The organism is Streptomyces sp. AP-93 (genome assembly GCF_022808175.1).
Lineage (GTDB): Bacteria > Actinomycetota > Actinomycetes > Streptomycetales > Streptomycetaceae > Streptomyces.
This window is the reverse complement of sequence record NZ_JALGBX010000030.1, coordinates 47,989-69,650: the sequence shown is the minus strand read 5'-3', so window position 1 is coordinate 69,650 and position 21,662 is coordinate 47,989. Positions and strand designations below refer to the sequence as shown.

General features: G+C 69.5%; 17 protein-coding genes. 4 read left to right on the top strand and 13 right to left on the bottom strand.

Annotated elements, in window-relative coordinates:
• Positions 1-5: 5 nt before the first annotated feature.
• From MTF69_RS36285 to MTF69_RS36260, 6 genes are all read right to left on the bottom strand, one after another.
• Positions 6-1,706: an ArnT family glycosyltransferase gene (locus MTF69_RS36285; protein WP_374325056.1), complete on the bottom strand. Its 1,701-nt coding sequence runs from the start codon at positions 1,704-1,706 to the stop codon at positions 6-8.
• Positions 1,703-3,007: a glycosyltransferase gene (locus MTF69_RS36280; protein WP_243340642.1), complete on the bottom strand. Its 1,305-nt coding sequence runs from the start codon at positions 3,005-3,007 to the stop codon at positions 1,703-1,705. The genes MTF69_RS36285 and MTF69_RS36280 overlap by 4 nt, the downstream gene beginning before the upstream one ends.
• A 290-nt stretch (positions 3,008-3,297) precedes the next feature.
• Positions 3,298-5,349 carry a thioredoxin domain-containing protein gene (locus MTF69_RS36275; RefSeq protein ID WP_243340641.1) on the bottom strand — a complete coding sequence of 684 codons (2,052 nt, stop codon included), beginning with the start codon at positions 5,347-5,349 and terminating at the stop codon, positions 3,298-3,300.
• Positions 5,350-5,633: 284 nt separating this feature from the next.
• Positions 5,634-7,307, bottom strand: a complete 1,674-nt coding sequence (locus tag MTF69_RS36270) for a DUF262 domain-containing protein (protein WP_243340640.1) — start codon at positions 7,305-7,307, stop codon at positions 5,634-5,636.
• Positions 7,308-7,309: 2 nt separating this feature from the next.
• The gene (locus tag MTF69_RS36265; protein WP_243340639.1) at positions 7,310-8,338 is read right to left on the bottom strand and encodes a hypothetical protein; all 1,029 of its coding nucleotides are present in this window, start codon (positions 8,336-8,338) and stop codon (positions 7,310-7,312) included.
• Complete coding sequence (locus tag MTF69_RS36260) at positions 8,325-9,587, bottom strand: DUF3696 domain-containing protein (protein WP_308401497.1); 1,263 nt, start codon at positions 9,585-9,587, stop codon at positions 8,325-8,327. Before MTF69_RS36260 ends, MTF69_RS36265 begins: the two co-directional genes overlap by 14 nt.
• Before the next feature lie 451 nt (positions 9,588-10,038).
• Here MTF69_RS36260 and MTF69_RS36255 point away from each other — a divergent pair, with 451 nt between their 5' ends.
• On the top strand, positions 10,039-11,103 hold the full coding sequence (locus MTF69_RS36255; protein WP_308401496.1) for a serine hydrolase domain-containing protein: 1,065 nt from the start codon (positions 10,039-10,041) through the stop codon (positions 11,101-11,103).
• Positions 11,104-11,113: 10 nt separating this feature from the next.
• On the opposite strand, the gene MTF69_RS36250 is transcribed toward MTF69_RS36255, so the two are convergent.
• Positions 11,114-11,848 (bottom strand): DUF4344 domain-containing metallopeptidase, encoded by a 735-nt coding sequence (locus MTF69_RS36250; RefSeq protein ID WP_243340636.1) that lies wholly within the window; start codon positions 11,846-11,848, stop codon positions 11,114-11,116.
• A 163-nt stretch (positions 11,849-12,011) separates the two neighbouring features.
• Between MTF69_RS36250 and MTF69_RS36245 the strand changes: the two genes are divergently transcribed.
• A complete protein-coding gene (locus tag MTF69_RS36245) occupies positions 12,012-15,407 on the top strand; it encodes an ATP-binding protein (protein WP_243340635.1) in 3,396 nt (1,131 codons plus the stop codon).
• Positions 15,408-16,071: 664 nt separating this feature from the next.
• On the opposite strand, the gene MTF69_RS36240 is transcribed toward MTF69_RS36245, so the two are convergent.
• From MTF69_RS36240 to MTF69_RS36230, 3 genes are read right to left on the bottom strand one after another with little or no spacing between them, the layout of a single operon-like run.
• Positions 16,072-16,290, bottom strand: coding sequence for a hypothetical protein (locus MTF69_RS36240; RefSeq protein WP_243340634.1), 219 nt, complete (start codon positions 16,288-16,290; stop codon positions 16,072-16,074).
• Positions 16,291-16,292: 2 nt separating this feature from the next.
• Positions 16,293-17,174, bottom strand: coding sequence for a mycothiol conjugate amidase Mca (gene mca, locus MTF69_RS36235; protein ID WP_243340633.1), 882 nt, complete (start codon positions 17,172-17,174; stop codon positions 16,293-16,295).
• Positions 17,171-18,010, bottom strand: a complete 840-nt coding sequence (locus MTF69_RS36230) for a transposase (protein WP_243340632.1) — start codon at positions 18,008-18,010, stop codon at positions 17,171-17,173. The genes mca and MTF69_RS36230 overlap by 4 nt, the downstream gene beginning before the upstream one ends.
• Positions 18,011-18,161: 151 nt before the next feature.
• Between MTF69_RS36230 and MTF69_RS36225 the strand changes: the two genes are divergently transcribed.
• Both MTF69_RS36225 and greA read left to right on the top strand, forming a co-directional pair.
• Positions 18,162-18,575, top strand: a complete 414-nt coding sequence (locus MTF69_RS36225) for a DUF4307 domain-containing protein (RefSeq protein WP_243340631.1) — start codon at positions 18,162-18,164, stop codon at positions 18,573-18,575.
• 125 nt (positions 18,576-18,700) lie between these two features.
• Complete coding sequence (greA, locus tag MTF69_RS36220; RefSeq protein WP_243340630.1) at positions 18,701-19,198, top strand: transcription elongation factor GreA; 498 nt, start codon at positions 18,701-18,703, stop codon at positions 19,196-19,198.
• A gap of 76 nt (positions 19,199-19,274) precedes the next feature.
• Here the strand turns inward: greA and MTF69_RS36215 are convergent, their stop codons facing one another.
• From MTF69_RS36215 to MTF69_RS36205, 3 genes are all read right to left on the bottom strand, one after another.
• Positions 19,275-20,126 (bottom strand): ABC transporter permease, encoded by an 852-nt coding sequence (locus tag MTF69_RS36215; RefSeq protein ID WP_243340629.1) that lies wholly within the window; start codon positions 20,124-20,126, stop codon positions 19,275-19,277.
• On the bottom strand, positions 20,123-21,145 hold the full coding sequence (locus tag MTF69_RS36210) for an ATP-binding cassette domain-containing protein (RefSeq protein WP_243340628.1): 1,023 nt from the start codon (positions 21,143-21,145) through the stop codon (positions 20,123-20,125). Before MTF69_RS36210 ends, MTF69_RS36215 begins: the two co-directional genes overlap by 4 nt.
• A 244-nt stretch (positions 21,146-21,389) precedes the next feature.
• Positions 21,390-21,527 carry a hypothetical protein gene (locus MTF69_RS36205; protein WP_243340627.1) on the bottom strand — a complete coding sequence of 46 codons (138 nt, stop codon included), beginning with the start codon at positions 21,525-21,527 and terminating at the stop codon, positions 21,390-21,392.
• Between the last annotated feature and the right edge of the window lie 135 nt (positions 21,528-21,662).

Genomic DNA, 21,662 nt, shown 5'->3' with positions numbered 1-21,662 from the left:
CCGGATCAACTCCCGTTGACGGTGCGGGCCGTGGGGTCAGTGCGCCGGATCTCGATGCGGTCCTCGCCCGTACCGAAGACGGCGACCGCGGTCGAGTTCTCCAAAGCCGCCTTCACGTTGGGCAGTTGCGCAGCATCGCGCCGGACGGTGGGCGAGGAGACCACGTAGTCGATGTCCCGCCAGCCGCCCGGCAGGGTCTTGGTGACCGCCGGGTCCAGGTCCGCCTTGTAGAACCAGATGGCCCCGAGCCCCGGGTCGAACCCGTGGTGGACGGCGTCCAGCCACAGCGCGTCGTCGACCAGCACCCGGGTCGTCGCGGGCTCGCTCACCTCGCGCCCGAGCCAGGCCGCGGCCTGCCGGTACGGGGCGTTCGCGTCGGCCGTGAGCGCCGTCCGGTTGCCGTCGTACCAGCGCGGGACGAGGTACACGAGGGCCGAGGCGGCCAGGACGCCGATCAGCGCCCACCGCCCGTAGACCAGGGCGCGCCGCTCCCCCGGCGCACGGCGGCGGCGCAGCACGGCGTGGGTGACGCTGGCCGCGCCCCCGGCGAGGACCAGCGCCAGGAACGGCAGCGCCTGGATCACGTACATCGCCGGGAGGTAGCCGGAGGGCCGCATGGCGACGAGGGCGAGGATGACCACGGCCAGCGCCGGGCCGGCGAGCGCCCGGGCCGTGACCGACCAGCGGATGGTGACCAGGAGCAGGACCGCGCCGGCCAGGCCGCCGAGCGGCAGCACGGTGTCGTAGTACAGCCAGGACTCGAAGACCCCGTGCGAGCCGGAGCCCGGGTCGAGGATGAAGCCCGAACCGGCCCGGCCCATCTGGTAGACGATCCCGCCGATGAGGGAGACGTGGCCGGAGCCGGGCAGCAGCTCGGCGTTGAGCAGCGCGTACAGGGGGTACGTCACCCCGATGAGCACGCAGGCGGTGACGGCTCCGGTGACGGCGAACTTGCGGGTGTCCCGGTGACTGTGGCGCCACATCGTCACCAGCAGCGCCGGGAGCACCACCAGCATCGTCTCCTTGGTCAGCACGGCGGTGGCGGCCGCCAGTCCGGAGGCGAAGTGGTGCCACAGGTGGCGGCTGGGGGACGCGGCCAGGCAGAAGGCCAGCAGCATCCACATCACGGCGATGTTGTCGAGGAAGATCTCCCGCTGCAGCACGACGGAGAGCGGGGAGAGCCCGAACAGGCCCATGGCGAGGCCGGCCGCCCAGCGCGGCAGCCAGAGCCGGCGCGCGAGCACGTACAGCAGGACCGAGCTGGCGGCGGAGACCGCGAGCATCGAGAACCGCATCGGCGCGACGGTCATCGAGTCGGGTACGAACAGGGACGGCAGGTAGGTCAGGCCCGCTATCTGGATCCAGCCGAGCGGGGGATGGTCGTACCAGTAGGTGTAGTGGGCCAGCCCCTTGCCCTGCTGGACGGCCCAGGCCTGGGCGAGGTAGGTGCCCTCGTCGTCGCTGAGCGTCGGGAAGTTCGTGATGTTCCAGCCCTGCACGAGCAGGATCGCGAGCAGCAGCGCCCCGCACAGCAGCAGGTCGGGGCGGGAGGAGCGGAACCGGACGAGCGGCCGGGCCGGCGCGGGCGGGCGGACCCCGAGTCCGCCGGTCCGCTGGCGGGGGATGAGGGTGGCGTCGGCGGTGGTGGTGGCGGTGGTGGCAGCACCGGGCTGGGGATCAGTGGCCGCGGGCAGAGTGGTGGTCACTGGGGGCTGTCCTCTCGGTTCAGGGTGCTCGGGGCGCCGGACGCCGACGAGGGATCGGACACGGGCGCGAGGTGGGCTCCGGTGTGGCTGGTGAGCTCCCACTCGTTGCGTCCGCGCTGCTCGCGCCAGACCGCGCGGATCGCGGCGCCGGCCAGCATCACCTGGTAGAACGGGCCGCCGACCACGAGCTTGACGTAGTGCGTGAAGCGCACCCGCAGCCCGTACTGACGGCCGAAGTCGTGCAGTCCGACCACTTCGAAGACGAAGGTCACCATCGCGGTGATCATCGGCAGGAAGGTGACGATCGCGACGCCGACGGGCACGTCGAGGAAGACGGCGACGGCGAAGTTCACCGGGATGACGACCCCGGACGTGGCCTGCATGAACGGGGTCATCAGCGTGTAGCGGGCCAGCCAGCGCTGGCCGCGGCCGGGCAGCTGCTGCCAGTCCTTCTTGCGGTAGACCTGGAGGAATCCCTGGTTCCAGCGGGTGCGCTGCTTGAGCAGGCTGACCAGCGACCCGGGGGTCTCCTCGCGGGTCACCATGTCGGAGTCGTAGGCGACGACCACCTTCTTGCCGACGGAGGACAGCCGTACGCCCAGGTCACAGTCCTCGGCGAGGCAGTTCGGGTCCCAGCCGCCGGCCTCGCGCAGCACCTCGGTGCGCACGAAGACGGTGTTGCCGCCGAGCGGGATGAAGCCCTTCTCCGCGTGCAGGTGCAGCCGGGAGCGGAACCAGAAGAAGTACTCCAGGCAGTTGCGCAGGCTGTACCAGCTGGAGTGGAAGTTGATGAGCTGGACCCCGCCCTGGACCACGTCGGCGCCGGTGGCGCGGAAGGCGTGGTCCACGTGGGACAGCAGCTCGGGATGGACCTGGTCCTCGGCGTCGAAGACCCCGACGATGTCGCCCCGGCAGTGCGGGAGGGCGGTGTTGAGGGCCTTCGGCTTGTTCTTGACCTCGTGGTGGTCGGTGATGACGCGTACGAGACCGGGTGCGCGGGCGGCCGCACGTTCGGCCACCTCCGCGGTCCCGGGGTCGTCGTGGCCGACGATCACGATGATCTCGTAGTCGTGGTGGCTCGATTCCAGGAGCCGCTCGATGGTGTGCTCCAGGACCGCCTGCTCGTGCCGGGCGGGCAGGAGCAGGGAGAAGGCCAGCCGGCCGCCGCCGTCAGGGCGGTCGAAGCGGGTCGAGGCGAGCGTCTCGGGCGTCCGCCAGGCGTGCATCTGCCACCAGAGCGTGAACGCCGCCATCCAGAAGAGCGCGAGCGATACGACACAAATGAACACGGATATGAACAAAGCGTCCCCCACAGACATGCCGCAACCCCAGGCGGCGATCCTTCGACCCCCCGGGCGACGGACGCGCGGCAGGCTCCCCAGCCCGCCGCCCTCGCCCGTCCCCGACTTTCCCGCGTGCGCAACCCCCCCGGTGCGCGCTCCCCCGCGCCCGAGGGCGCTGTCAGTGACCGATCGGTGACTCCGAAGTCACGAGACTAGGCACCGAACATGACGCGCAGGCGCTATCGAGATAAAAACCATGTTGCCGAACTCACGTTCAGACAACCGGAATTGACGCTACTCCACCGCTTTCAGGGACGAACCGTCCCCAACTGCTCCGCCAGCTCGACCGGATCGGTCGTAGGCCGCGCGCAGACGAAATGTCGACACACATACGCCGTCGGGAGCTCGTGCATGAGCGTGCGCTCGGCCAGAAGGGGGAACTCCCCGCCACTCCCGTCCGCCGCCTCCGGCAGACCCGTCGCCACGACCGCCCCGGGCGCCGTCCCCAGCAACGCGACCCGGTGCAGCTCGGCCCGCGCCGGATCCTCCGGATGGCCGACCACGGCGACCTCGCGCGGCCCGTCGACCAGCGCCTCGGCGACCGCCAGCCCGTGCCCGATGAAGCGCGGAGCGCGCGGCCCGAGCGCGTGCACCACGGCGAGCGCCCGCTCGGCCGCCGTACGGTGTGCCTGCGAACCGGTGTGCGCGGCGTACGAGAGCAGGGCGCCGGCGGCGGCCGTCCAGCCGGAGGGGGCCGCGGTGTCGGTCGGGTCCTGCGGCCGCCTGATCAGCCGCTCCGCGTCGTGCGCGGTGTCGTACAGCGAGCCGTCCTCGGCGGTGAACCGGTCCAGGACCAGGTCGACGAGGAACCCGGCGAACTCCAGCCAGACCCCTTCGCCCGTCACGGCGGCCAGGGCCAGGAACCCTTCCGCCACGTCCCCGTAGTCCTCCAGCACCCCGGCGTTGGCCCCGACGCGCCCGTCCTTGCTCGTGCGCGCGAGGCGGGCCATCCCGTCCATGTGCACCCTGACCAGCAGATCGGCGGCCTCCGTGGCCCGCTCGACCAGGTCGGGCCGGTCGAAGAAGGCCCCGCACTCGGCGAGGGCCGCGATGGCCAGCCCGTTCCACGCGGCGACGATCTTGTCGTCCCGGCCGGGCGCGGGCCGCGCCTGCCGCGCGGCGAGCAGCCGCTCCTTGAAACCGGCGAGCCGCTCGTCACCGATGTCGGGCCCCTGCGCCGGCAGTTGGAGCACGGACATCCCGTGCTCGAAGGTCCCCTCCTCCGTCACCCCGAAACAGGCGGCGGCCAGACCCCCGTCCTCCTCCCCGAGCACCTCGCGCAGTTGCTCGGGAGTCCAGGCGTAGTAGGCCCCCTCCACGTGCTTCCCGGTCTCCGGGTCCTCGCTGTCGGCATCCAGCGCGGAGGCGAAGCCGCCCTCGTGGGTGCGCAGTTCGCGCACCATGAAGTCGGCGGTCTCCAGCGCGACGCGACGCGCGAGATCGTCCCCGGTGGTGCGCCAGAGGTGGGCGTAAACCCGACAAAGCAGCGCATTATCATACAACATCTTCTCGAAGTGCGGCACGACCCACTCCCGGTCCACGGAGTACCGCGCGAACCCGCCCCCGAGCTGGTCGTAGATCCCGCCCCGCGCCATGGCCTCACACGTATCGGCCGCCATCTCCAGCGCCCCCTCGGACCCGGTCCGGGCGTGGTGGCGCAGCAGGAACTCCAGCACCATGGACGGCGGGAACTTCGGCGCCCCGCCGAACCCGCCGCGCGTGGAGTCGTACTCCCGCACCAGCCCGAGCAACGCCTGCGCGAGCTCCTCGGGCCCGGGGGTGCCGGCCTTCCCGTAGTCGAGCTGCCGCCCCGCGAGGTCCCGTACGATCCGCTGCGCGACCTCCGCCACATCCTCGGGCCGCCCGACCCACGCGGTGCGCACGCCTTCGAGCACCTGCATGAAGGAGGGCATCCCGTGCCGGGGCTCGGGCGGGAAGTAGGTCCCGAAGTAGAACGGCTCGGCATCGGGGGTGAGGAACACGGTCATGGGCCACCCGCCCTGCCCGGTGGCGGCCTGCACGGCTTCCATGTAGACGGCGTCGATGTCGGGACGCTCTTCACGGTCGACCTTGACGTTGACGAAGTGCTCGTTGAGATAGACGGCCGTCAGCTCGTCCTCGAAGGATTCGTGCGCCATGACATGACACCAGTGACACGCGGAGTAACCGACCGACAGCAGAACGGGCACGTTGCGCCGCCGTGCTTCCTCGAAAGCCTCCGGCGTCCAGGGCCACCAGTCGACGGGATTGTCGGCATGCTGAAGCAGATAAGGCGAGGTCACACCAGCCAACCGGTTCATCCACCCAGCCTCTCACACCACCCCTGCCCTCCCCGTGGAACCCGCACGCCCCCGTCCGCTTGGCCGATGTGCGCTGATCCGCCGCCGCCTGGCATGAGATGGGGATCCCAGACCCGGGCGGCGGCATGGGGTGCACCTTCGTGGGATCAACGACTCCCTGGCCATGGCCAAGCGGAACCTGATCCGCATGTCCGCCATCCCGCGCCGTGCTGCTGGTCGACAAGCCCAGGGCGGGAAAGCCGCACTGCGCCTTCGAGCCTGTACCAGCCTGGACTCGCCGCCCGTCACTCGGTGTCGATGTCGGCCTCCCCGACCTCCTTTTCGGCTGACTCGATGCCCAGGCTCTCGATGAACTGCCTCTCTCGCGCGGCCAATTCCTGTTGGCGCGCAAAGATGAAGTCGGTGTAGCTGTCGGCCTTGAGGTGCTCGATGGACGCGAGACTGACTCCGTGTGAGTCCAGGATGTCGGTCCTCCCCTCCTCCGCAAGCCTGATGAGCGCCTGCCGGATCGACACGCCTGGCGGAGTCGTCATGACGATCCGGTTGGCGGGACTGGACGCCCCCGGGACCCCGCTCTGGGTGATGATGTGTCGATAGGTCTCGCTGTGTGCCGTCGCCAGCAGCTCCAGCACGTTGACGGTGCTGCCATCGGGGTTCTTCCGCTCCGGGAACGTCTGCAGATCCCAGAGGAGGTAGGCGCGTACTCGCGCGCTGCGCAGGTCGAAGCGGTCGGGAAAAGCACGGGCCCGCTCGCCCGAGTAGCCGAGCGCACTCGTTCCTCCGGCGAAGGCTTTCATCTGGCGGATGAAGTTCCGGACTTGGGTGGTGGTGGCCCCGGCAAAGGTCCCCGCCAGCGACGTGGTCCAGAACCAGTTCCGGAGTTTGGCTCGCTGCTCCGCTTCCGCCTTGTCAGAGAAGTGGAAGAAGACGGCGAGCAACATGATCTGGATGTTGTAGGGAACCAGGCGGGCCAGGGGAACCCGGACCTCGTCCCGCAGGAACTCGACCACCTCCTGCACGATCCGGTCAGTGTCCTCCACTGCGGTCATGAGCTGGCCCTGAACCTTGCGGGCCATCGTCTCCCAGGAGGTGTCTCGCTGCACGTCCTCCTCGCCGGACAGCGCGAGGACGGTCTGGAAGATCGTCATGATCGGGATCTCGCCGAAGCCCGAAGCGGCGACCCGCCCCCTGATCTCCTCCATCTTGTCGCTGAGCGTCTCCGACCCGATGGTTCCGTAGGTCAGAGCGGAGACCATCTGGTCGGGACGCATCTTCTGGCCGCTGCTGTTGATCCTGGAGAAGACCTCAATGGCCTGCTTGAGAGTGCCACCCTCCATGCGCACCACGGAGACCTTGTAGTTCTTCACCCGCTTGGCGATGCGTTCGCTCTCCTTGGTGAGATGGTCGGCCTCCTCGCGGGAACCAGAGACATCGGACAGTTTCCGTGCGTATTCGAGGAAGTCCAGAGTCCCCAGCACGGACCTCATGGGCAGGAAGCTGCCGGGCACCGTCTCGCCGCTCTTCCAGTGGCGGTAGCGCACGCCGTCATGGTCCGGCCGGACGAGCGGCCGGTACACCCACCACATCCAGTCCTCCTGCTGCGTGGACTGCGGGGCATCGTCCGAGCGGTGGAGGACCCCGAAGAGCGTCGAGAGCCGCTGATGGCCGTCCAGGACATAGGCAACCTTTGCTCCCTCCGGTGCCGACGGGATACTGCGCCCACCAATGGTGTCAAGGCTTTCGAGCGGCATGGTGGTCTCCCAGATGAGCAGGCTTCCCATCGGGTAGCCGCGCTCCATGCTGTCGAAGAGCTGCAGCATCTGGTCAGGCCGCCACAGGAACGGGCGCTGGAACTTGGGCACCCGCAGCTCACCCTGCGAAATCCGCTCCAGCACCTGCTCCAGGAAGTGGACCTCCGGCACCACGGAGATATCCTTGACCACCTCAACGTCTCCCATCCTCAGATCACGCCCCGAATCTTTTCGAACATCGATTGCAACTCCTGCTTCGCGTCGGGACCCAGCCCATCCAGGTCTCGCTCCGATACGCCACCGCGCATCACCTCTTGCAGGAACAGGCCCGGCAGGTCCGTTCCGAATCCCTCTTGGAGGACGATGAGGTCCGGCTCCGCCACGTCGCCGTACAGATCGCCGTGGCGCGGTGGGACGAAATAGGTCGTCCCCGTCATCCCGGAGTTCCGCACCTTCTGGCCAGCGCCCTTATGCGGCTTGCCCTTGAATCCGTGCTTCATGTCGAAGTGGGCGCGCTGCTCGGGCGATAAGACCTTGAGGGACTCAAGGCGCTTGGCCATGTGAGACATTCCGGCCGTTTTCTTCGGCTGCCGAGCCAGGACACGGTTGGGAATGTAGTTCTCCATTTCCCGGAAGCTGAGGACGTGCGAACTCACGCCTTCGCGGGCTGCGGCATCGGCCTTCTCGTGATTTCCGGTCCGTTCCGCGGGATGGAAACTGTCGCTGTCGATGACAAGGACCACACGCTTGGTCCTGGAGAACGTCGCAGCCTGGTCGACAGCGTGCCGGGTCGCACCGTCTTTGCCGCCTCCGTTGTACACACCGAGGCGACTGCCCTCCTTGGCGTCGATGACGTCCTCGCAGCCCAGCAGGCGCGCGAGCGCCTCGATCATCTGCCAGTCGTAGATCGCGTTCTCCACGACCAGCACGGCTGGCCGCTCCAAGTCGCGGATGTCGCCCGCCAGCGTCTCGCCGGCCATCCTGACCACGCCTACGGTCCCACCATGCGGTGCCCAGGCCTGAGCCATGCTCGCCTTCTGTGCGAGCAGCAGGTAGACCTGCGCCAGGGTCGGGACGTGACGCTGCAAGAACGCCTGGACGGCGCCCACATCATGCGGGGCGATCACCCACTCGTGCCGCGCCTCCCTGAAGAACGCGATCAGCTTCAATATGAGCTCTGCGTTCTCGTCACCCTGGCGGTCCCTCAGCAGGTCGACCGGAATCTCAATGCGCATCATCGATCCGATTCGCCTGCGCGTCCGCGAGAGCGCGTACCTCCTCGAAGTCCTCCGCGAAGACTCCCCTGGGCCAGTAGTCGAGGTTGCCAAGGGCATCAACTTCGATCTTTCGCAGGGTGGCGGATCCCTCAACCTGCTCAACGAAGTAGATCTTCACGTCCTCCGGCCTCAGCTTCTGCTCCGCAACCCGCCGACGCAGCCTGAGGAGGAAATTCTCGCTGTGCGTCTCCACCAGGAAACGCACCTCCGACTCCTGCACAGCGTCGACATAGAGATCGGCGATCGCAGCGTGCGCCGACGGATGGAGGTGGAGTTCGGGCTCCTCCACGATTTCGATCACAGGTTTCGCGGGTGGCTCCACCCGGTCCACGGCCCGCTGGATCACGATCGGCAGGAACTGGACCACACCGGTGCCCACGTCATCGATGTGGACGACGAGATCGGTATCGCGCAGGGAACGCAACTTGGGAATGTACATCCCGGATCCGACATCGGTGACTTCGAGGTGCCACCCGGGCAGGATGCCCGCCAGCAGGTCATTTACCTCGCGACCGATTCGACCGCGCCCGTAAGTCTCATCCGCGGCCAGTATGCCCAGCGCCCGCTCCCCTCGGTAGCCGACGCTGCCCAAAGCTCTGGCTGGTGACCGAAAAAAGCGCTCCGGGCTCTTCCTGAACAGGCCCAGGTACCGGATCTCGTCAAACTCTTCTCGAATTATCTTGGTGACTCCGCGGACACCACCGACAGAGTCCGGCCAGTCAGCCGGATCGGGCAGCAGCCCACGGAATCCGACCTTTCGCTCCTGGCCGTCGACAAGATACGTGCGCTTCTCCGGAGAATAGGCGTCGACACCCGGGACCCAGGAGAGATTCGCGACCTCTGGCCCGCAGGAGATCTCCAACGAGGAAACCAGTTGCATTCCCTGGTTGGCGATGTTCTGGACTTCGGCGGTGGCACTGATGACATTGCCGCCCTCGATACCGAACGATGCCCCCATGTGAATGCGCCCATGGGGTGACGATCCGTGGATCAGATCGGCGAACGAAGGAGTGACGCCCTGGATCAGATCCAAGTCCAGAGGGTACGGGGAATCGCCGCGGATGCCGACGGACAGGAGCGGGAGCGCTCGCACGACCGCACTCTTGCCGGAGTTGTTCCGGCCCAGCACGACGGTGATCTTTCCGAGCTCCACCTCCTGCCTCTCCTTGAAGCATCGATAGTTCTCCAGCGAGAACCGTTCCAACGGCACCTGGGCTCCCGTTCGCTTGAACCATGTCTGACGAGGCCCTGCCGACCTCAGTGAACACCGCTCCAGCGGCGCACCCGCAAAGCTGCAGCAATGGTCGCAGACGCTGGAAGCTCAGTACCCGGGTTCGGCATGCATCGCGTGATGGGGCATCAGGCCGCGGTATCCGGTGCCGCTGACGGACCCCGGGTGCCTCGCGCTGCGGTACGACCAGATGGGGGGAGTGGTGGTGAAGGTGCCTGGCGTGATGTCCATCCGGCTGGCACCCGTTCGGGACGGGGCGCTTGCCGGATGGTTGGCGGCCCTTGCTGTTCCTAGCCTTCGGGTCATGGTCTCTCGTCGTTTGTGGTTATCAGCTGCGGTGCTGGCGCTGGCTGCGTCATCTCTGCCGTCCGTTGCGGCTTCGGCCGCGCCACGCACAGGGCCACCGGCGCCCTCCGGCACGGCTCGGTCCGTGCAGCGTGACGCCGACGCACTGCGGGACACCGGGGTCACCGGGGTGGCAGTCCGCCTGGAAACCCCGCGCGGGACCGTCACGGCCCGCTCCGGGGTGGGAGACCTGGTCACTCGCCGCCCGGTTCCGAAGGACGGCTACCTGCCCCTGGGCAGTACCACCAAGACGTTCGTCGCCACCATCATGCTGCAACTGGTGGGCGAGAAACGGATCTCCCTCGACCAGACGGTGGAGGAGCTGCTGCCCGGGGTCGTGTCCGGCGCTGGAAACGACGGCCGGACCATCACCCTGCGCCACCTGCTGCAGCACACCAGCGGCCTGTCCGATTACATCTCTGACGTCTTCCCCGACCCCAGTACCCAGACCTACTTGGCCAACCGGTGGCGTACCTACGAGCCCGAAGAGCTGGTGGACCTGGCCCTGCGCCATGAACCCGCCTTCCCGGCAGGCACCCGCTGGGAGTACTCCAACACGAACTACGTGCTGGCCGGAATGATCATCGAGACGATCACGGGCCGCACCTGGGAACAGCAGGTCCACGATCGCATTCTGCGCCCGCTCGGCCTGCAGCAGACCGCCACCCCGGGCACGCGGCCCTTCCTTCCGTATCCGCACACGGCCAACTACCAGCAATTCGTCGTGGACGGCCCGTTGGTGGACACCACGATCCCCTACCGTCCCTTCGACAGCGGTGCCGACGGCTCGATGACCGGCACGGCCCTCGACCTCAACCGCTTCTTCGCCGCACTGGCACGTGGACAACTGCTGAAGCCCGCCGAACTCTCCGCCATGCGCAACGCCGTGCCGGTGCCGCAGGACAGCGGTCACCCGGAAGGCACCCGGGACGGTTTGGGTCTGTTCTTCACACCCTTGTCCTGCGGCGGCGGCTACCTCGGGCACGGAGGAAGCGGCTTCGGATATGTCATCCGGGCAGCGACGACCACGGACGGTCGACGCACCATCACCGTCTCCGCGCACAGCCGCTCCGCGGACCCGAAGGCGGCGGCCCGACAGGAAGCGGCACTGCGCAACCTCATCGACCACGCCCTGTGCCGCACCGCTTGATCACGCACTGTCAGCTGTGCCGCAGCAGCGGGGCCAGGTCGTGGGTCCAGGTGTCGCGGGTGTGGGTCCACGTGGCCGCGCAGTCGGTGCGGGACGGGGTGGCCAGGGCTTTGTGGCGGGTCGGGGAGGCGCCGTAGACCGCGCAGCGGTGGGATTCCGCGCGGGCTGCCGGCGGGGCGTGCTCGGCTGTGGTGAGGTCGGAGGTGGGGTCGAAGGCGGCCGACAGGTCGTAGGCCCGGGCCGCGATCAGGAGGGCCTCGGCGCCCACCTTGCTGCCGTTCAGCATCAGCTGGGCGAAGCGGTCGGCGGCGTCGCCCTCCGCGCGATCCCCGCCCGCCGGGAGGTGCAGTGCGTCGATGAGGGCGTGGCCCACCTCGTGGTAGAGCATCTCGTTCACGAGGTCGGCGAGGTCCTCGTCGTGGAGGGGGCTCTCCGCGCGGGAGAACAGTTCGCGCCGCTTGCCCAGATCGTCGTAGCAGAAATCGATGCGCCGGGCCTGCGGGGCGTAGCCGCTGCCTTCGCCGTGGCAGGAGCGGACGACGACGGTGACCAGGTGAGGGAGGTCGACGTAGTCGTTGAGGCCACCGACGATCATGTCGGCGAGGATCCACTGCTTCAGGAAGCGGGCTTCGTCGCGGTCGGCGGCGACCGGCTTCTCGTAGCGGAGCCAGAACCCCCGTGTGGGCACGGGTTCTTTCGGCAGCAGTTCACAGCCGGCGGTCGCCGCGAGCAGCAGCGCCGTCATCGTCGCGCACAGTCCCGGAGTTCTCCACCGTCTGCTCACCGGGCCACCATAAGCGACCGCTTGCGCGTCAACTCCCTCTGAACTAGCTCAGATTCCCTCGCGCTTGCGACCGTCCCGACGGACACTTGTGGCACGGTGCCGGAGCTCTCTGAGGGGGATGCCGATGCGGGACAGTCATCGCGGTGAGGCCGAGCGGCTGCTGGGGCGGGCCGTGGAGGAGGAGTCCCGGCGGGGAGCCGGCGGGGCGGCCCGCACTCCGGAGGCCAAGGCGGCGCTGCTGGCGCGCGGCACGCAGGCGCTGGACTCGCTCGCGGCGAGCGCGGCCACCGAGTACGAGGCGTACACGCGCGCCCTGGACGAGGCGGCGGCCGGGGACGAGTCGCTCGGCGAGGCCTTCCGGCGGGCGAACACCTCGACGGCGTTGCTGGTCACGGGGGTCGCGGCCGCTGCCGCGATCGTGGCCGACCTGGCCTTCGGCGTGGCGGTCGGTACGGCGCTGACCACCGGCGCCGTGGTGGGCGTGGCCGGGGCGACGGCGACCGTGGCCAAGGTGACCGCCCTGCACCTGCCCGCGGCGAACCGGCGTGCCGGGGAAGCGGGCCGGCCGGGCGGCGCGGAGCAGCTCAAGCTGCAGTGGCTGTCGGCGCTGGAGGTGCGCGGGATACGCCCCTTCCTGGAGCAGCAGCGCAAGGTGGCCGCGGCGCTGCACGCCCCGCACAAGGCGAACGGGACCGGCGGCAACGGCGGCTCCAGCCTCCCGCTCCGCGGCGCCAATCGCAGCGCCGAGGCCCGCCGGCGGGCCATGCTGGAGCAGTCTTTCGGCCAACTTCCGTCGCTGGAGGGTGTGTTCGTCGGGCGTCGGGCCGAGCTGGCCCGGATCGCCCAATGGGTGCACAGCGCCCGGGCGAGCACCGAGACCCGCCCGGTGGTCGTGGTGCTGCACGGGGAGCCCGGGGTGGGCCGGACCACGCTCGCGCTGCACGCGGCGCAGGCGCTGCGGGACCAGTTCAGGGGTGCCTGTGTGGTGGACCTGCGCGGCGGCGGCTCCTCCGAGAGTCCGCTGCCGACCCGTGAGGCGCTGCTGCACCTGATGAACCGGCTCGGCGCGCCGCGGGAGCAACTGCTGTTCCGTGAGGGCTCGTCTGCGGAGCAACAGGTGCGCAGGCTGGGCGAGTTGTACCACCAGCACGTGCAGGGCACCCCGGTGGCGGTGGTCCTGGACGATGCCGTGGACGCCGCGCAGGTACGGATGCTCGTGCCCGAGCGTTCCGAGAGCCTGGTCCTGGTCACGGCCCGGGAGCCGCTGGAGCTGCCCTCCGAGCTGGCGGCCTGGGTGTACCAGCTGCCGGTGACCCGGCTGACGGAGGAGGCCGGTGCGGAGCTGGTCCGGGCGTCGGGCACGGACCCGGCAGGGGTGCCCCTTGCGGGCGCGGACCCGGCGGGGACGGGAGGTGCGGGAGCGGGAGCCGCGGGGGCGGGAGCCGTCGGAGCGGGAGCCGTCGGGGCGGAGCCGCCCGCAGGCTCGCCCGCGCCCTCGCCCTCGCCCGCGCCCTCGCCCGCGCCAGCTGCCGCGCTCGCAGCCCCGTACCCGCAGGAGACCGTACGCACGCTGCTCGCGCTCGGCGCCGGCCTGCCGCTGGCGCTGCGCGTACTGGCCCCCCTGGGAGGCGTCGGGGAGTCCCCGGAGCCCGGCGGCTCCCTGGAGGCCGCCCTGGACCTGGCCTACGCGGCCCTGCCCGAGGAGCGGCGCCGGCTGCTGCGCCGTCTCACGCTGGCGGGCCGGGCCTCGCTGGGGGCGGCGGCCGCGGCGGCGCTGATCGACGCGGACCAGGTGGAGGCCGGGCGGCTGCTGCGCGAGCTGGCGCGGGCGGGGCTGCTGGACCACGTGCGCGGGGACCGGTTCCGGATGCACGACGCGGTGCGCGCGTACGCGGCCGCGCGACTGGCCCAGGACGAGGACCGGGCCGGCGCCGCTGCGGCCCACGAGCGGCTGATCCGTACGTACGCGCAGCTCGCCGACTCGGTGATCCGGATGGTCGACGGGAAGATGTCCACGCGGGCGAACGCCCTGTCCAAGGCGAGCACGGTCGGCGGGCACGGCTTCGTCTCCCTGGACGCGGCCCTGCGCTGGCTGGACGACGAGTCGAGCTTCATCACGGCGGCGCTGCGGCACTCGGAGGGCGTGGACCAGCAGGCGGTGCTGGACCTGCTGGGCGCGCTCTGCGACTTCTGCCTGCTGCGCGGGGACCTGTACCGGCTCGGTGAGATCAACGAGCTCACGCAGGCCGTCGATCAGGGCCTGCTGGTCCGCTCGGTGCAGTGGCGCACGGGCATCGCGGCGCGCCAGCTCGGCGAGCTGGACAAGTCCCGCACCACCCTGACCTCACTGGTCGACCAGTACAAGGAGGCCCGCCAGGAGGCGGGCGCGGGCATGGCCCTGGTCTCCCTCGGCATCACCCTGCACCACCAGGGCAACCTCCCCGAGGCCTCGGCCCGCATCCGCGAGGCGCTGGTGCTCCAGGCCCCGGACGAGCTGGCGGGCGACCGGGCGTGGGGCCTGCACGCGCTCGGCGCGGTGGAACGCGACCGCGCGCACCTCGCGGAGGCGCTGCGGCTGCTGCGCGAGTCGCTGGTGCTGCACCGCGAGAGCGAGAGCGTGCACGGCGAGGCCTGGGCGCACCTGCAGCTCGGCCAGGTGTACCTGCGCCTGGGCGAGGTGCCGCGCGCGGAGGCGGAGCTGCGCCTGGCGCTGGAGCTGTACGGGCGCACGCGCGACGACCGCGGCCAGGCCTGGGCGCTGACCCAGCTGGGCCGGGCCCGCGTGGTCGACGGGGATCCGGGGCCGGCGCTGGACCGGCTGCGGGACGCGCTGGCCCGGCACCGGGAGGCGGAGGACGCGCGCGGCGAGGCGTGGACGCTGTACTACCTGGGCCAGGCGCTGGAGGAGGCCGGGGAGCGCGACCGGGCGGTACGGGAGCTGGAACGGGCCCGCACGATGTTCTCCCGGATGCGGGACGTGTACGGGCTGGCGCACGCCCGCCACCACTCGGGCCGGGTCACGCGCGACCAGCGGGCGGCGCAGACGGGGAACCTGAAGAACTCCGGGTTCGCCCGCCAGCTGCTGGTGGACGCGCGGGCGGACTTCCGGCGGATCGGGCTGGCCCACGGGGAGGCGTGGACCTGCCTGGAACTGGCGGTGGTGGACGCGGGCAACGGGCGGACCGCGCAGGCGCTGGACCTGTGCGAGGAGGCGGTGCGGCTGTTCATCTCCTACGGGGACCGGCGCGGGGAGGACTGGGCGCGCTTCCTGCGCTGCACGCTCCTGCCGTACGCGCTCCCGGCGGCTTCGGAGGAGGCGCGGACGGAGCTGGCGCGGCTGGCGGCGGCCCCGCACCCGATGCGGGACGGGCGGCTGGAGGACTGCCTGGAGTCCTACACAGTGATCCTGGCGCGCGGGGTGGACCCGGCGGAGGGCTGGCAGGCGTGGCGGCTCTCGCTCGTACCGAACCTGCACTCGCGGGAGATCATGGGCGTCCCGGTGGCGCTGCCGCCGCACTAGCCGGTACGTGCGGGTGCCAGGTGTGCTCCTCGTACGGCCCGTGGCCGGGGTGGTCGCGCCGGGTGGGCCGGCCACTGCTCGGAGGTAGGTTCCCCTACCCGCCCTTCGCCCGTTCCCCGGGGCTGCGCCCCGGACCCGATGCCGGGTGCGGCCCCGTTGCCCGGGGCCGGGTGTTTCAGCCGTCCGGCGCTTGAGGACCGGGATCCGGGACGGAGCCCCAGGGGTCCGGGGCGCCGGGCCGGGTGTTTCAGCCGTCCGGCGCTTGAGGACCGGGGTCCGGGGCGGAGCCCCAGGGGGTCCGGGCGCAGCCCGGCACCCCCTCCAGCCCGTCCGGCGTTTGAGGACCGGGGTCCGGGCAGAGCCCGGGGAACGGGCGAAGGGTGGGTAGGGGACTTCGCCCCGCGCAGCGGCAAGGGTCGCTGCGGGGACTCCGCCCCGCGCAGCGGAACACCCGCACCCGCAGTCGGGGCTGGCCGCCGCCGGCCAGGGCCAGGTAGACGGTGGATCCCAGCGGCCGCAGCCGCGGCGCGGCGGAGGCCGGGTGCCCGGCGGAGGTGCTCATCCGGCGATCACGCACGTGCGAAAGTCCGCCGCCTCACCGGTTTACGGCGCGACGGCGGTCGCACGCGGGGTCGGACCGGCCCCGGTACCGGTGTCGCGGCCCCTACGGGACGCGCGTGCCCTCCGTAGGGGCGGGCTCGGGGGCTTCCTTGAAGTCGACCCGGCCCATGTGGCGGCTCATCGACTTCATCAGGCCCCACACCCCGAGGGCGAGGGCCGCGAAGACGACGAATCCGAGGAGGCCCGGGGTCACCTTGTTCTTGTCGAAGGTGTCGCCGGCCAGCGGAAGGAGCTGGACGATTGCTTCCTGCGTAGCGCTCATAGCTACGCATTCTCCCGGATGCCCGCGAAGAGGTCGGACTCGGGGAGGGAAGTGTCCACGAGGGACTTCGCGAGCTCGTACTCCTCCGTCGGCCAGACCTCCTTCTGGATCTCCATCGGGACGCGGAACCAGCCGCCGTCGGGGTCGATCTGCGTGGCGTGGGCGATGAGCGCCTTGTCACGGATCTCGAAGAAGTCGGCGCAGGGCACGTGGGTGGTCAGGGTCCGCTCCTTGCGCTCGAACTCCTTCCACCGCTCCAGCCACTCGCCGTACGGGGATTCCAGGCCGCGGGCGAGCAGCGCCTCGTGCAGGGCGATGGTGCGCGGCTTGTTGAAGCCCTGGTTGTAGTAGAGCTTCTGCGGCTGGTAGGCCGGGCCGAACTCGGCCTCGGGGTACTTCTCGGTGTCGGCCGCGTGATCGAAGGCCACCATCGTGATCTTGTGGGTCATGATGTGGTCGGGGTGCGGGTAGCCCCCGTTCTCGTCGTACGTGGTGACGGCCTGCGGCCGGAAGGCGCGGATCTTCTTCACCAGGCGGCCGGCCGCCTCGTCGACGTCCACGAGGGCGAAGCAGCCCTCGGGCAGCGGGGGCAGCGGGTCGCCCTCGGGCAGCCCGGAATCGACGTATCCCAGCCACTCCTGGTCGACGCCGAGGATCTCGCGCGCCTCGTCCATCTCCTTGGCGCGCACCTCGTGGATGTGCTCCTCGATGTACTTGTCGCCCTGGAGCTTGGGATTGAGGACGGAGCCGCGCTCACCGCCGGTGCAGGTCACGACCAGCACGGACACCCCCTCGGACACGTACTTGGCCATGGTGGCCGCGCCCTTGCTCGACTCGTCGTCGGGGTGGGCGTGGACGGCCATCAGTCGAAGCTGCTCGGTCAAGACAGGATCCTCTTTGAGTCGTTCAGGCGGGCGCCTCCTATATTGAATCCTCCCCGATCCTGAGGGCCGGGGATTCCTGGCTCACGTTGGCTGTGGGCCTGCGGCCCGTCAGCTCTTACACGATCAGCACCAGCCGGGTTGAGACCAGCCCGGACCAGCATCACGCGGGCGGAATTCTTGTCCCTGGGGGACACGGCTCCGCACACGGTGCAGGTGTAGGTACGTTCCGAGAGAGGCAGTGCGTGCTTGGTTCTCGCTCCGCACTGCGCACAGTCCATCGTGGTGTGCGCGGGATGGACAAGATGCACGATACGCCCGTGCTTGCGAGCCATGTTGATCAGCTCACGCTTAGTGGTGGAGATCGCGGCGTCGGCCGCTCTACGTGCCATGGCGGACTTGGCGAGGAACTTCGGGCGGAAGTCCTCCACAGCCAGGTGCAGGCGGCCGCCCTTGATCCGGAAACCGCGCCGGGTGTAGTTCCGGCTCGGATCGGCCTTGGCCTTCTTCTTGTACTTGGGCATTCCCGCCCGCTGCCGAATGGGCAACCGAGCCTTGATGTCTTTCAAGGCCTTGGTGCGGGACTTCCCGAAGTCCCGCACCAACTGCTGCTGCGGAACGCTGCTGCCGTCACCCAACCAGGTGTTGCGGTTGCGGGCTTCAGTCAGCATCTTGTCCAGCCGGGCCCGGGCCTTCCTCGACCGGGCGCAGCATTCGTTCCAGACCCACCGGCACCGCGCCCACTCATCCGACAACCCGGCGAGCGCGGTGGAAGACACGCGACGCCGGTAGGTGAACCGAGCAAGCCCGGTCTCCTCCTTCTCGTGTCGTGCCGTCATGCGATCAACCTAACCGAGCCCACTGACAATGCCGGAAAGCGCAGATCACGACAGGCGCGAAGAGAACCGGAGTCCTCCGCGTCTACGATGGCGGGACCGCCCTCCCCGGGCTGGGATTTCCGTGGTTCGCCCACCTCGAAGGGAACGATCGATGAGCGCGGTGCGCGAAGAGCTGCCCGAGGGCCGCTACGGCCGGTCGGCGGACGAGCGTGCGGACCGCAAGCTCAAGGTCATCGGTTCGGTCCTCGGGGTCGGCCTGCTGGGTGTGGTCGGCTGGATCGGCTGGGACTACGTGGCCGGGCAGAGCGTGAGCGCCGAGCTCATCAAGTACAAGGTCGTCTCCGACTCCGCGGTCGAGGTGCACCTGGAAGTGCGCAAGGAGGCCTCGGTCACCGGGGTGTGCACGCTGAGCTCCCAGGACGAGACGCACGGCGAGGTGGGCCGCGCCGATTTCACCTTCGCGCAGAAGAGCGGGCGCGTGGACGAGATGGTTACGCTGAAGACCACCGGCCGCGCCACGATGATCGAAATCGTCGGCTGCCGCGTGGCCGGTTCTGCGGGCTGACCTGAGGCGTGACCTGACGCAGTTCACACACTTGGCGTCCTCCCCCTTTTCTTCCCGAATTGTTAGGCTCGTGGTTTCGTCCGCCGCTGGCGGCTTTGTTGTCCCTGTACCGACGAGGAGCACCCGTGACCCAGACGAGCGAGAGCGTCACCTGGCTGACCCAGGCGGCGTACGACCAGCTGAAGGCCGAGCTGGAGTACCTCTCTGGTCCCGCACGGTCGGAGATCACGATCAAGATCGCGGCCGCCCGCGAGGAGGGCGACCTCCGTGAGAACGGCGGTTACCACGCGGCCAAGGAGGAGCAGGGCAAGCAGGAGCTCCGCATCCGCCAGCTCACGCAGCTGCTGGAGAAGGCCAAGGTCGGCACGGCTCCCGCCTCCGAGGGCGAGGTGGCCCCGGGCACCCTGGTCAAGATCGCCTTCGACGGCGACGAGGACGACACCATGGAGTTCCTGCTGGCCTCGCGCGAGTACGCGTCCTCGGACTTCGAGACCTACTCCCCGCAGTCCCCGCTGGGCTCCGGCGTGATGGGCAAGAAGATCGGCGAGGACGCCCGGTACGAGCTGCCGAACGGCAAGCAGGCCTCGGTCAAGATCCTCGACGTCAAGCCCTTCACCGGCTGATCACCCCCCTTCTTTTCACCACATCGCCCCGCCGAGCCATTGCTCGGCGGGGCGATGTGCGTGCTGGGGGCGATGCCTACGCCGTCGCCGAGCGGTACTTGCGTACGGCGAGGGTGCGGAACACCACGATGATCACGACGGACCAGAGCAGCGAGGCCCACACCGGGTGCTGCATCGGCCAGGCGTCCGACGGCGACACGCCCGGGTTGCCGAACAGCTCGCGGCAGGCCTGGACGGTCGCGCTGAACGGGTTCCACTCCGCGATGGGCTGGAGCCAGCTCGCCATGTTCTCGGTGGGCACGAAGGCGTTGGAGATGAACGTGACCGGGAACAGCCAGATCAGCCCGCCCGAGGTGGCCGCCTCCGGGGTCCGTACCGACAGGCCGATCAGGGCGCCGATCCAGGAGAAGGCGTAGCCCAGGAGCAGGAGCAGGAGGAAGCCGGCGATCGCCTTCGGTACGCCCTCGTGGATGCGCCAGCCCACGAGGAGCGCCACGATCGCGAGGACGACCATGGTCAGGGCGGTCTGCACGAGGTCGGCCAGGGTGCGGCCGGTGAGGACCGCGCCGCGGGCCATCGGCAGCGACCGGAAGCGGTCGATCAGGCCCTTGTGCATGTCGTCCGCGATGCCCGCGCCGGCTCCGGCGGTGGCGAAGGTGACGGTCTGCGCGAAGATGCCGGCCATCAGGAAGTTCCGGTAGTCGCTCGCGCTGGTCGAGCCGCCGATCATCATCGAGCCGCCGAACACGTAGCTGAACAGCACGACGAACATGATCGGCTGGATCAGCCCGAAGATGACCATCTCGGGGATGCGGGACATGCGGATCAGGTTCCGCTTGGCCATGACCAGGGAGTCGTTGATCCCCTGGACGATGCCGCCGCGCGGGCGGGACGCCGCCGGCTCCGGGGTCGTGGAGGTGAGGGTCACTTCGCCACCTCCTTACGGTCCTTGCGGCCGCCCTTGGACTTCGCGTCGGCGGGGGCCTCTCCGTTCTCCTCGGCGGTGAGCTCCGCCGCGTGGCCGGTCAGGGAGATGAACACGTCGTCCAGGGTGGGACGGCGCAGGCCGATGTCGTCGATCTCGATGCCGCGTCCGTCGAGTTCGCGGATGACCTCCGCGAGCAGCTTGGCTCCGCCGGAGACCGGCACGGTCAGCTTGCGGGTGTGCTCCTCGACGGTGGTCTCGCCCTTGCCGAAGCCGGCGAGCACCTCGCGGGCGGTGGCTATGTGCTCGCGCTCGTGCACGACGACCTCGACGCGCTCGCCGCCCGTCCGGGCCTTGAGCTGGTCGGAGGTGCCGCGTGCGATGACCCTGCCGTGGTCGACGACGCAGATGTCGTGGGCGAGGTGGTCGGCCTCCTCCAGGTACTGCGTGGTGAGCAGCAGGGTGGTGCCGCCCGCGACGAGCTCCTGGATGATGGCCCACAGCGCCTGGCGGTTGCGCGGGTCGAGACCGGTGGTGGGCTCGTCCATGAACATCACGGGCGGGCTGACGACGAGGGCAGCGGCGAGGTCGAGGCGCCTGCGCATGCCGCCGGAGTACGTCTTGGCCGTGCGGTCGGCGGCGTCGCCGAGGTTGAAGCGCTCCAGCAGTTCGGCGGCCCGGGCCTTGGCCGCCTTGGCGCCCATCTGGTAGAGCTCGCCGACCATTTGGAGGTTCTCGCGGCCGGTGAGGTATTCGTCCACGGCGGCGAACTGGCCGGAGAGGCCTATCGAGCGCCGGACTTCGTTGGGGTGCTTGAGGACGTCGATCCCGGCCACCACCGCCTTGCCGCTGTCGGGCTTCAGGAGGGTGGTCAGGACGCGTACGGTCGTGGTCTTGCCCGCGCCGTTGGGGCCGAGCAGACCGAGGACCGTACCTTCGGGTACATCGAGATCAACGCCGTCCAGAGCCCGTACGTCGCCGAAGGTCTTGACCAGACCTTCGGCGTAGATGGCGCCTGGCATATGGATACTCCCAGTGCAATTCGAACCGGTTGAATCGTGACATTCCTACGCGAATCCTATGGGCGCGGGCCTGGACCCGCCGTCCGAGCGCCACCGTAACGAGCTATATCGCGTCCCGCTACGGAATATCCCCGAACGCGCGAATGTACGAGGACTCCTGGAGGCACACCTGGGGCGACTCCCAGCGCGAGCGACCGCTGCACCCGACCCGGGGCCGACTTGCCCCTACTCGGCGACAGGTCGACTACTTTCCGTGCTGGGGGTGGGCTTCACGCCAGGCATCCAGCTGGTCAACGGGCCACAGTGGAGTACGGCCGATGTAGACGGGAGCCGGGAAGTCGGCGCGGCTGCTGTTGAGGTTGTAGACGTGCTGAACGGTCACTTTGAGCCGTTCCGCCGCCTGTCGGGCATCCATATATCCAGGAATCGTTACTGCCATGAACCCGTTCCATTCAGCTGTCTTAGCTCAACTCATCGGATATTGTGCCGTAGGTCAGCTACTAGCGATGGGAGGTGA